Source organism: Pseudomonas sp. SDT291_1_S447 (genome assembly GCF_054070155.1).
Window position 1 is genome coordinate 24,483 of the sequence record NZ_JBSVXS010000056.1, and the last position, 11,311, is coordinate 35,793.

11 protein-coding genes are annotated in these 11,311 nt (G+C 58.3%); 4 read left to right on the forward strand and 7 right to left on the reverse strand.

Features of this window, described 5'->3' with window-relative positions:
* Nucleotides 1–20 precede the first annotated feature (20 nt).
* Complete coding sequence (locus tag ACW9IR_RS17725; protein ID WP_457464442.1) at nucleotides 21–1,268, reverse strand: TolC family protein; 1,248 nt, start codon at nucleotides 1,266–1,268, stop codon at nucleotides 21–23.
* Nucleotides 1,269–1,802: 534 nt separating this feature from the next.
* Between ACW9IR_RS17725 and ACW9IR_RS17730 the strand changes: the two genes are divergently transcribed.
* The 4 genes from ACW9IR_RS17730 (at nucleotide 1,803) to ACW9IR_RS17745 (ending at nucleotide 4,852) form a co-directional block, all read left to right on the forward strand.
* Nucleotides 1,803–2,477, forward strand: coding sequence for a heavy metal response regulator transcription factor (locus tag ACW9IR_RS17730; protein ID WP_095048087.1), 675 nt, complete (start codon nucleotides 1,803–1,805; stop codon nucleotides 2,475–2,477).
* Nucleotides 2,474–3,907, forward strand: a complete 1,434-nt coding sequence (locus tag ACW9IR_RS17735) for a heavy metal sensor histidine kinase (RefSeq protein ID WP_102901290.1) — start codon at nucleotides 2,474–2,476, stop codon at nucleotides 3,905–3,907. Before ACW9IR_RS17730 ends, ACW9IR_RS17735 begins: the two co-directional genes overlap by 4 nt.
* Nucleotides 3,908–4,139: 232 nt before the next feature.
* A complete protein-coding gene (locus tag ACW9IR_RS17740) occupies nucleotides 4,140–4,478 on the forward strand; it encodes a type II toxin-antitoxin system Phd/YefM family antitoxin (RefSeq protein WP_224790125.1) in 339 nt (112 codons plus the stop codon).
* Complete coding sequence (locus ACW9IR_RS17745; RefSeq protein ID WP_102901289.1) at nucleotides 4,475–4,852, forward strand: type II toxin-antitoxin system VapC family toxin; 378 nt, start codon at nucleotides 4,475–4,477, stop codon at nucleotides 4,850–4,852. Before ACW9IR_RS17740 ends, ACW9IR_RS17745 begins: the two co-directional genes overlap by 4 nt.
* A 234-nt stretch (nucleotides 4,853–5,086) precedes the next feature.
* On the opposite strand, the gene ACW9IR_RS17750 is transcribed toward ACW9IR_RS17745, so the two are convergent.
* From ACW9IR_RS17750 to ACW9IR_RS17775, 6 genes are read right to left on the reverse strand one after another with little or no spacing between them, the layout of a single operon-like run.
* Complete coding sequence (locus ACW9IR_RS17750) at nucleotides 5,087–6,829, reverse strand: ABC transporter substrate-binding protein (RefSeq protein WP_007912488.1); 1,743 nt, start codon at nucleotides 6,827–6,829, stop codon at nucleotides 5,087–5,089.
* A 47-nt stretch (nucleotides 6,830–6,876) separates the two neighbouring features.
* Complete coding sequence (locus ACW9IR_RS17755) at nucleotides 6,877–7,149, reverse strand: DUF2160 domain-containing protein (RefSeq protein WP_007912485.1); 273 nt, start codon at nucleotides 7,147–7,149, stop codon at nucleotides 6,877–6,879.
* Between the two features lie 10 nt (nucleotides 7,150–7,159).
* Nucleotides 7,160–7,960, reverse strand: coding sequence for a carbohydrate ABC transporter permease (locus tag ACW9IR_RS17760; protein WP_090284391.1), 801 nt, complete (start codon nucleotides 7,958–7,960; stop codon nucleotides 7,160–7,162).
* A 9-nt stretch (nucleotides 7,961–7,969) separates the two neighbouring features.
* Nucleotides 7,970–8,836: a carbohydrate ABC transporter permease gene (locus tag ACW9IR_RS17765; RefSeq protein WP_007912484.1), complete on the reverse strand. Its 867-nt coding sequence runs from the start codon at nucleotides 8,834–8,836 to the stop codon at nucleotides 7,970–7,972.
* Nucleotides 8,833–9,942, reverse strand: a complete 1,110-nt coding sequence (locus tag ACW9IR_RS17770) for an ABC transporter ATP-binding protein (RefSeq protein ID WP_457464447.1) — start codon at nucleotides 9,940–9,942, stop codon at nucleotides 8,833–8,835. The genes ACW9IR_RS17765 and ACW9IR_RS17770 overlap by 4 nt, the downstream gene beginning before the upstream one ends.
* The gene (locus ACW9IR_RS17775) at nucleotides 9,942–11,036 is read right to left on the reverse strand and encodes an ABC transporter ATP-binding protein (RefSeq protein ID WP_158954161.1); all 1,095 of its coding nucleotides are present in this window, start codon (nucleotides 11,034–11,036) and stop codon (nucleotides 9,942–9,944) included. Before ACW9IR_RS17775 ends, ACW9IR_RS17770 begins: the two co-directional genes overlap by 1 nt.
* Nucleotides 11,037–11,311: the final 275 nt, after the last annotated feature.

Below are 11,311 nucleotides of genomic sequence, written 5' to 3' on the forward strand. Positions count from 1 at the left end.
AGTTGTCTGAAAAATGAAATTCAACGGCTGACGCTGAGGTCGCCAAAGATCCGTTCGATGCGTACGCGGGCGTCGGTGGCTTCGCTGACGGCCTGGATGTACTGGCTGCGCGCGGCGATCAATGTGCGTTGTGCGTCGAGCACATCGAGGAAACCGAACTTGCCCATTTCGAACCCGCGCGTGGCGCTGTCGACCGCACTTTGCGCGGCGGGCAGGATGGTCTGGTTGAATGCTGTGACTTCGCCGTTGGCGGTCTGCCATTGCTCGAGACTGGTCTGGATTTCCGTGCGCAATCGCAGCTCGGTGGCGTTGCGCAGATCCCGCGCCTGATCGGTTCGGCGAGCTGCGGCGAGCACGTTGCCCTGATTGCGGTTGAACAACGGAATCGGCATCGACAGCCCGACCACGTTGACCCGCTCGCGCTCGGTTTCGCTGTATTGGCTGCCGATGCTCACGGTGAGGTCGGGAATGCGCTGGGACTTTTCCAGGCCCAACGATGCTTCACGCTGATCGATCTGCAACTTGGCCAGACGCAGTTCGGCGGTCTCGTTCAAGCGCTCGAGCAATCTTGTCGGTGGAGGAACGGCCGGCATACTTTGCGTGGGTGCCTGCACCTTGGTCGATGTCGGCAACGGTGTGCCCATGACTTGCGCCAATTGTTGGTACGCAGTGGCCTGATCGCGCTCTGCCCGGCTCAATTCAAGGCGCACTTCCGAGAGCTGCACTTGTGCTCGAGTACCTTCGACCGGCGACGATTTACCCGCCTCGATCCGTCCTTGCGCCACGCGCAAACCGTGCTCGGCCAGTTGCAGCGACTGGCGAGACAACTGCAAACGTTGCTGCGCGGTTTGCGCGCTGTTGAACGCCTGAATCACATCGGCACGCAAGGCATTGCGCTTGCGCTCCAGTTCGATGCCGGCAGCGTCCTGCGCACGACTGGCGACGTCGATGCGGGCGCCGCGTTTGCCGCCCAGTTCGATCGGCTGACTGAGCATCACCGTGGTGGTGCGTGAGTCACGGCGGGTGTCTTCGGCTTCCCACGACACTTCGGGGTTGGGGATCAGGCCGGCCTGTTGGCGGTCACCTTCGGCGATGCCGATTTCCCATTGCGCAGCGGCCAGTTCCGGGTTGCCGGCGAAGGCGCTTTGCAGGGCTTGATCCAGGGTCAGGGTCGCTGCGTTTGCAAGGCCGGCGCTGGCCAGCAACACCAGGCCGCTGACTGTTTTTTTCAGGCGTGATTGCGCCGTCAGTTCTATTAAACCGGGCAATGGAAGACTTCCTTTATTCAAGAATCTCGGATGCCGCCACGGTAGGGTTTTGAACTTATCGACAAGGTGACTGGAACATTACAAATCCGTTATCCACGGTTTGCCGAAGTTGTTTTGCTCTAGGATGCGAAGTGCTGGCGGCTATCGAAATACATCGAAACAAAAACGCGCTAGTTATCTGCTGAATTGCACTTGCCGGAATAAAAGTCATGGGGATTTTGTGGTTTGTGCTGCGACCGGCTGTCGCAGAGCACCGTTTTAAAGCGCTTGATGGTTGACCCTGTAGCCACTACAACCTTTATCGTCCGGACTTCCCCTCACCCCAGCCCTCTCCCGGGGGGAGAGGGAGCCGACCGAGGTGTCTGGCGTTATATATCGACCTGTTACATCTAGTCGATTATGGATTCAGTAATGTTTTTTTCACGTCGGCGTAGTTCTGAAATATCCCGCATTCAGTCCCCTCTCCCACCGGGAGAGGGCTAGGGTGAGGGCCTTCTTAATTAAATACCCATTAAATAAAAGTGGTGAAAGATCATGCGAATCCTTGTCGTCGAGGACGAGCTTAAAGCTGCCGAATACTTGCATCAGGGTTTGACCGAAAGTGGTTATGTCGTTGACCACGCCGCCACCGGCGCCGATGGCCTGCACTTGGCGCAACAACAGGCCTATGACCTGATTATTCTCGACGTGAACCTGCCGGAACTGGATGGCTGGGGTGTGCTGGAACAGTTGCGTCGCACTCATTCCACGCGAGTGATGATGCTCACCGCGCGCGGGCGTCTGGCCGACAAGATTCGCGGCCTCGATCTGGGCGCCGACGATTATCTGGTCAAGCCCTTCGAGTTTCCTGAGCTGCTGGCGCGGGTGCGCACGTTGATGCGTCGTAGCGAAAACATCCCGGTGCCGCAGGTGCTGAAAGTCGCCGATCTGGAACTCGATCCGGGCCGCCATCGCGCGTTTCGCGGACAACAGCGTATTGACCTGACCACCAAGGAATTCGCCCTGCTGCATCTGCTGATGCGCCAGTCCGGTGAAGTGCTGACGCGCACACAAATTATCTCGCTGGTGTGGGACATGAATTTCGACTGCGATACCAACGTTGTCGAAGTGTCGATCCGCCGTTTGCGGGCGAAGATCGACGACCCGTTCGACAGCAAACTGATCCACACCCTGCGCGGTGTCGGTTATGTGCTGGAGGCACGGGAATGAAGCCCTCCAGTCTGTCGATGCGCCTCGGTTTGACGGTGAGTATTCTCGGCGCGCTGTTGGTGGTGTTCCTCGCGATCCTTGCCTATTTCGCGTTGACCCATGAGCTGAATTCGCTTGCCAGAGACAGTCTGGAAAAGAAGATGGCGCAGGTGGAGCACAGCCTGTCGTTGTACGTCGATGCCAATGAAATCACCGGCAAGCCGCATATTCTTCTGGATCAGGTGATGGGGCATGACAACCTGACGCTGACCATTTACGACCGACTCAATCAGCGCTCGCCGCTGCTCAAATCCGGCTCGGGATTGAGCGAACCGCGCGTCGAACTGAAAGCGGTGCGCGCCACCACCGATCAACTGGCTTACAGCGACAGCACCGACGCTGAAGGCAAGAAATTCCTCACCGCCTCGAAACTGATTCGCCTCAAGGACGGCAACAGCGTGCCGGTGCTGCTGTCAGTGGATAACGCCCACGATGAGGCCCTCCTCAGCGCCTACCTGCGCTCGACGCTGATTGCCTTGCCGTTGCTGCTGGTGTTTATCGGCCTGACCGCGTGGGGCGCGGTGCAGCGTGGTTTGGCGCCGCTGCGCGAGTTCCGCAAAGTAGCGGCGATGGTCTCGACCCAGGACCTGGAACATCGATTGTCCGTGGTGAACATGCCGCAGGAGTTGAGTGAACTGGCGCAAGGCATCAACTTCATGCTCCATCGGCTGGATGCCGGGGTGCAGCAGTTGTCGCAGTTCTCTGATGACCTGGCGCATGAGTTGCGTACGCCGATCAACAATTTGATGGGCAAGGCGCAGGTGACCTTGTCCCGCGAACGCACGACCGAGGAATACAAGGATGTGCTGGTGTCCTGCACCGAGGAACTGGAGCGGGTAGCGCGGATTGTTTCGGACATGTTGTTTCTCGCGCAGGTAAGTCATCCGTCGGCGCTGGCGCCGTTTGAAGCGGTGGCGCTGGAAGTTGAAGTGGCGAAGGTGGCGGAGATGTTTTCCTTGTCGGCGCAGGACAAGCAGATTCATTTGAATGTGCTCGGCAGCGCACAGGTGATGGGGGATCGATTGATGATTCAGCGGGCGATTTCCAATCTGCTGTCGAATGCGCTACGCCACTGCCCGAACGGGAAAACCGTGACGTTGCTGATCGAACAAGGAGCGACCCAGGCCTCCCTGCTGGTCAGCAACCCCGGTGCCGGGATTGAGGCGCAACATCTGCCACATCTGTTCGACCGCTTCTACCGCGTCGACAGCAGCCGCTCGCGCTCGCAGGGCAGCACCGGATTGGGGCTGGCAATTGTGCGCTCGATCATGAGCCTGCATCAGGGGGTCGCGGAGGTGAAGAGTTTGCCGGGTGCGATGACCGTGTTCCGGCTTGGGTTTCCTGCGGTGCCGCCAATGGCCCCTTCGCTTGCAGGCAAGCTCCCACAGTGATTTTCGGGGTACTCAGGTTTTGTGAACAACACTGAAACTTGCAGGCCTTCGCCCGCTTGCGATGGCGGTGGGTCAGTCGATATTTTTGTACGATTTTTTACCGATTTGCTCCCGTCCCCACACAAACGCCGAAAGCTCTCGCCGCAACCTCCGTTTTGTCCTACAGCCAGTTTTGCGTAGATAGCTCTATGGTGGAGGCCTTGGCAGATGGAATACCGACGAGAGGCTAAAAATGAACAGGGATATCGTTTGCGAATGGGCTGAAGAAGTCTATGGTTTGGCAGCGTTGAAATATTCTGGCTATATTTGTCCAGAATACAGGGGTGAGCTGATGATCATCGTTCCGCTGGCTGAAGCCAAAAACAATTTATCCAAACTCGTCGATGATGCCGCTGCTGGCCAAGTCATCACGATTGCCAAGCATGGGCGGGCGATGGCTCGCCTCGTTCCCGTAGGAAAACCCAGCGCTCAGCGTATTGGCGCAATGAAAGGCAAACTGGTGTTGCCCGACGATTTCGACTCACCACTGCCCGATGACATGCTTGATACATTTGAGGGCACTCAAGCATGAGGCTTCTGCTCGACACGCACATTTTGCTCTGGACGCTCAGTGATGACGCCAGATTGTCCGGCAAAGCCAGAAAATTGATTGAGAACGCCGCCGAAATCTACATCAGCGCCGCCACTTTCTGGGAAATGGCAATCAAGGTCGGGCTCGGCAAGCTGAATGTTGATCTGGAAGAAGTCCGCCAATATTGTCTCGACAGTGGCTTTATTGAACTGCCAGTGACTGCAGAGCACGCCATCGCCGTGAAGGATCTTGAGCACCATCATCGCGATCCGTTTGACCGCATTATCATCGCCACAGCAATGACCGAGCCGATGAAGTTGCTCACGGCTGATGCTTTGGTTGCTCGTTACACAGATCTGGCTGTTCTGGTCTGATCAAGACACATCCAGTACCGGTACACATCAATGCTGGCGGCGGGTCAGTCGATATCTTTTTCGTCTGACACACCGCTATCGCGAGCAGGCTCACTCCTACAGGTTTTTGTGTCGTTCACAGATGCGGTGTACGCCGCGAACCTCTGTAGGAGTGAGCCTGCTCGCGATAGCAATCGCAGCGGCACCAAAAAAAACGGCACCTTCCGGTGCCGTTCGCCTTTCACATTTCAGCTGTTACTTACGCGCATCCGCCCAGGATTTCAGCAGTTCGTTGTAGCTCACGGTCTCGCCTTTCGGCTTCTCGTTGGCCAGTTTCGGTTTCGGTGCGCCCGGCTGATCAAACCAGTACTGCGCGTCGCGTTCCGGGTTCATCTTCGGTGCACAAACAGCTTGGGCCTTGGAGCGTTCCAGACGCGTCATGATCGCGTCCTGGTCCTTGGCCAAACCATCCAGTGCCTGTTGCGGGGTCTTCTCGCCGCTGGCCGCTTCGGCGATGTGGCTCCACCACAGTTGCGCCAGCCGCGGATAGTCCGGCACGTTGGTCCCGGTCGGGGTCCATTGCACGCGGGCCGGGCTGCGGTAGAACTCGACCAGACCACCGAGTTTCGGCGCCAGATCGGTCATCGCCTGCGAGTTGATGTCCGACTCGCGAATCGGCGTCAGGCCGACGATGGTTTTCTTCAGCGACACGGTTTTCGAGGTCACAAACTGCGCGTACAGCCAAGCCGCGAGTTTCTGCTTTTCAGGCGTGGATTTCATGAAGGTCCAAGAACCCACGTCCTGATAACCGAGCTTCATGCCCTCCTCCCAATACGGCCCGCGCGGCGACGGCGCCATCCGCCATTTCGGCGTGCCGTCGGCGTTGACCACCGGCAGGCCCGGTTTGGTCATGTCGGCGGTGAACGCGGTGTACCAGAAGATCTGCTGAGCAATGTTGCCCTGCGACGGCACCGGACCGGACTCGGAGAAGGTCATGCCCGCCGCTTCCGGTGGCGCGTACTTCTTCAGCCAGTCGACATACTTGGTGGTGGCGAACACTGCCGCCGGGCCATTGGTGTCGCCGCCGCGAGTCACGCTGGAGCCGACCGGGTGGCAGTCCTCGACGCGAATCCCCCACTCGTCCACCGGCAAACCGTTGGGCAACCCTTTGTCGCCGCCACCGGCCATGGAGAACCAGGCATCGGTGAAGCGCCAGCCCAGCGACGGGTCTTTCTTGCCGTAATCCATGTGCCCGTAAACGCGTTTGCCGTCGATTTCCTTGACGTCTTCGCTGAAGAATTTGGCGATGTCTTCATAGGCTGACCAGTTCACCGGCACGCCCAATTCGTAGCCGTACTTTTCCTTGAACTTGGCTTTCAGATCGGCGCGCTCGAACCAGTCGGCGCGGAACCAGTAGAGGTTGGCGAACTGCTGGTCGGGCAATTGATAGATCTTGCCGTCCGGCGCGGTGGTAAACGAGATACCGATGAAGTCCTTGATATCGAGGGTCGGCGAAGTGAAGTTCTTGCCTTCGTTGGCCATCAGGTCGGTGATCGATTCGGTCTTGCCGTAGCGAAAGTGCGTACCGATCAGGTCCGAGTCGTTGACCCAGCCGTCATAGATGTTTTTGTCGGACTGCATCACCGTCTGCATTTTCTCGACCACGTCGCCTTCTTGCAGCAGGTCGTGGGTGAGCTTGATCCCGGTGATTTCGCTGAAGGCCTTGGCCAGCACTTTCGACTCGTATTCGTGGGTAGTCAGGGTCTCGGAAACGACCTTGATGTCCATGCCGCGAAACGGCTCGGCCGCCTTGATGAACCACTTCAGTTCTTCGAGTTGCTGCTCGGCCGTCAGGGTCGACGGTTTGAATTCACTGCCGATCCATTTTTTCGCCGCGTCCTCGTAGGCATCGGCCCAGGCGGATGCGCTCAAACCGCTGAGTGCCAGCATGGCTGCCAATGAAATGCTATGTCGCAGCTTATTGTTTTTGTCGAACATAGAGACCTCCTGTTTAAGTTGTGGAGCCGCGTTGCCGAACGACTCGACTAGCCCCAACGCATCACAGCCAACAGCCACACCAGGGACAACGCGGACGCCACCCAGATGCTCCAGTCGGTGGCGCCGATCACCAGCAAATGCAGGTAGGCGCTGCCGAGAAGACCGATAAACAAGCGATCGCCACGGGTGGTGGCAATCGGCAGAAAACCTCGCCGCAGGATGCTCGGCGAGCGCAATTCCCACGTGGTCATGCCGACCAGAATCAGGCCGATGACAATGAAGAATGCTGCGGTAGGCGTGGTCCAGCTCATCCATTCCATCATCAGTTCCTCAGACCCGACCGAGGGCAAAGCCCTTGGCCACGTGGTTGCGAACAAACCAGATCACCAGCATGCCCGGCAGAATGGTCAACACCCCCGCCGCTGCCAGCACGCCCCAGTCGATACCCGAGGCTGAAACCGTGCGCGTCATCACCGCTGCAATCGGCTTGGCGTTTACCGAGGTCAACGTACGTGCGAGCAGCAGTTCGACCCAGGAAAACATGAAGCAGAAAAACGCCGTGACACCGATGCCGGAACCGATCAGCGGGATGAAAATCTTCACGAAGAACTTGGGGAAACTGTAGCCGTCGATGTAGGCGGTTTCGTCGATTTCCTTCGGAACCCCAGACATGAACCCTTCGAGAATCCACACCGCCAATGGCACGTTAAACAGGCAATGTGCCAAGGCCACGGCGATGTGCGTATCGAACAGCCCAATCGACGAATACAGCTGAAAGAACGGCAGCAGAAACACCGCCGGTGGCGCCATGCGGTTGGTCAGCAGCCAGAAGAACAGGTGCTTGTCGCCGAGAAAACGGTAGCGCGAAAACGCATACGCCGCCGGCAGCGCCACGCTCAGCGAGATCACCGTGTTCAGGCTGACGTAGTACAGCGAGTTCAGATAACCGGTGTACCAGCTCGGGTCGGTGAAGATCACCTTGTAGTTCGCCAGCGTGAACGCCTGTGGGAAAAGCGTCAGGCCGCCGAGGATTTCGGTGTTGCTCTTGAACGACATGTTCAGCAGCCAGTAGATCGGCACCAGCAGGAACAGGATGTACACCAGCAACGGAATAAGCTTTCTTTTGCTCATGGCCGGGCCTCAGCGGTTGGCGTCGGAGTGCGTCATGGCGGTGTAGAACAGCCAGGACACCAACAGGATGATCAGGAAGTACACCAGCGAAAACGCCGCTGCCGGACCGAGGTCGAATTGCCCTACGGCCATCTGGGTCAACGTCTGACTCAAGAAAGTCGTGGCGTTGCCCGGGCCGCCGCCGGTGAGCACGAACGGCTCGGTGTAGATCATGAAACTGTCCATGAAGCGCAGCATCACCGCGATCAGCAGCACGCTTTTCAACTTGGGCAACTGAATGTGCCTGAACACCGCCCAGGCCGAGGCCCGATCAATGCGCGCAGCCTGGTAGTACACATCGGGAATCGCGCGCAATCCGGAGAAGCACAACAACGCCACCAACGAAGTCCAGTGCCAGACGTCCATCACCAGCACCGTCACCCAGGCGTCCATGGTGTTGGCCGCGTAGTTGTAGCTGATGCCCATGGCGTTGAGGCTGGAACCCAATAGCCCAATGTCCGCGCGGCCGAAAATCTGCCAGATCGTGCCGACCACGTTCCACGGGATCAGCAATGGAATCGCCAGAATGATCAGCACCACCGACGACCAGCGGCCCTTGGTCGGCATGGTCAGGGCGACGGCGATGCCCAGCGGGATTTCAATCAGCAACACGCACGCCGAATAGATGAACTGACGCAGCAGCGAATCGTGCAAACGCGGATCGAGCAGCACTTGTTTGTACCAGTCGGCGCCGACGAAGTAGCGGCTGGACTGGTCGAAGATGTCCTGCACCGAATAGTTGACCACGGTCATCATCGGGATCACCGCACTGAACGCCACCAGCAGAAACACCGGCAACACCAGCCACCAGGCCTTGTTGTTCTGCACCTTGTTCATGGCTGCACCTCTTCGTCGGCTTCGAGCAGAAACTCATCGGCATAGACCATCAACCACTGCGCCGGGAAACTGATGTACGCCGTGCCTTGGGGAACCGGTTTGTCTTCGGCCATCCGCACTTTCAGCGGTGCGCCGTCGAGGTCGAGGGTCATGATCTTGTAGGTGCCGAGGTCTTCGACGTGTACGACCTTTGCCTGCATCGCGTCATCAAACGGCTCGTCCCACACATGAATAAACTCGGGGCGGATGCCGACCTTGAGATTTTTCCACTGGCCGTGTTCGATATGTCGCTGCATAGCGTCGGACAACGGCAGGTGCGTCGAGGCGAAACCGACGCCACCGGGTTGCGGCTGCACGTCGATCAGGTTCATCCCCGGGCTGCCGATGAAATAGCCGACAAAGGTGTGGCTCGGCCGCTCGAACAATTCCCGTGGCGTGCCGAACTGGACGATCTGGCCGCCGTACATCACCGCGATCTTGTCGGCGAAGGTCGAGGCCTCCAGTTGATCGTGGGTGACGTAGACCATGGTGATGTTGAACTGCTCGTGGATCTGCTTGAGCTTGCGCCGCAGTTTCCACTTCAGGTGCGGGTCGATCACCGTCAGCGGCTCGTCGAAGAGGATTGCGGAAACGTCGTCACGCACTAGGCCACGGCCCATCGAGACTTTCTGTTTTTCGTCGGCGGTGAGGTTGCGCGCCTTTTTGCTCAGCAGGTTTTGCAGGTCGAGCACTTCGGCAATTTCCTGCACCTTGCTGTGCACTTTCGCCTCGGCCATGCCCTGATTGCGCAGGGGGAAAGCCAGGTTGTCGAACACGGTCATGGTGTCGTAGACCACCGGAAACTGGAAAACCTGAGCGATGTTGCGCTTCTCCGGCGTCAGGTCGTTGACCGCTTTGCCGTCGAACAACACATGGCCCTGCGAAGGGCTGAGCAGACCGGAAATGATGTTGAGCAGGGTTGATTTGCCGCAACCCGACGGCCCGAGCAAGGCATAGGCGCCGCCCTGCTCCCAGACATGATCCATCTCGCGGATCGCGTAATCCTCGGCGCCGCTCGGGGTTTTGCTGTAGCTGTGGGCGAGGTGCTGCAAACGGATTTCGGCCATCAGGCAACCCTCGCGACACGCCGGCCTGGTGCTTGCACCAGACGGCCCTGCGCATCGAAAACGAACAGTTTGTGGGTCGGGATGTAAATGCGGATCGGCGCATCGACGTCGTATTCGTGAACGCCGGGCAAGTGCAGCACCAGCAGGAAATGCTCGTTGCGCACGTGGAGGAAGGTTTCCGAACCGCTGATTTCGGCGACTTCGACGGTGACTGCCAGTTCGAGGTCGTCATCGTTGCTTGGCACCAGCGAGATGTGGCTGGGGCGCACGCCAAAACGAAACTCGCCCTCGCCCACCGGACGCAGATCGACGTTCAACGGGAAGTGCACGAAGTTGGCGAAGCTGACTTCATTGCCGGCGATGCGTCCGGGCATCAGGTTGATCGGCGGTTCGGAGAACAATTCGGCGGCGAGCACGGTTTGCGGCTGGTGATACACCGAAGTCGACGGGCCGCTCTGAATCACCCGGCCTTCGTGAAGAATCGTCGTGGTGCCGCCGAGTGCCAGCGCTTCGTTGGGCTCGGTGGTGGCGTAAATCGCAATGGTGTGCCGGGCCTTGAACAGCTCGCGCATTTCCTGGCGCAGCTCTTCGCGCAGTTTGTAATCGAGGTTGACCAGCGGTTCATCGAAGAGGATCAACTCGGCATCCTTGACCAGTGCGCGGGCCATGGCGGTGCGCTGCTGTTGGCCACCAGAGAGTTCCAGCGGATAGCGCTGCAGAAACTTCTCGATGCGCAGCATCTTCGCGGTTTCCTGCACTTTGCTGTGGATGATCTCTTTCGACACACCGGCCTGACGCAGTGGCGAGGCGATGTTCTCGAACACGGTCATGGTCGGGTAATTGATGAACTGCTGATAGACCATCGATACGTTGCGCAACCGCACCGGGCGTTGGGTGACGTCGACGCCGTTCATCAGGATCCGGCCCGTGTCGGGCTTGTCCAGACCGGCCATTAAACGCATGAGGCTGGTTTTGCCGGACAGCGTGCGGCCGAGCAAAACGTTGAAAGAACCGGGTTCGAATTTCAGGCACGCATCGTCGATCCAGGTCTGGCCCTCGACGGTACGGCTGACGTGCTCCAGGGTGAGTGACATGGCTCGGCCTTTTTATTATTGGAGTCAAGCGACCTGTGCACGGGAGCGAGTTTCGTGCCAGAAATGGCAAGTGGTTGATTTGTCTTGAAAATCGTTGAAAGCGCGGGGAACAGGCGTTCATTGCTGAACACATTTGAACAGTCGGGCGATTGACAATGAACAATAGTGAACAACACTCTATAAGCGCTTTTTCCCCGATCTTGAATGCGATAGAGATCCATTGTAGGAGTGAGCCTGCTCGCGATAGCGGTGTGTCCGTCGATGCAAATATGTCT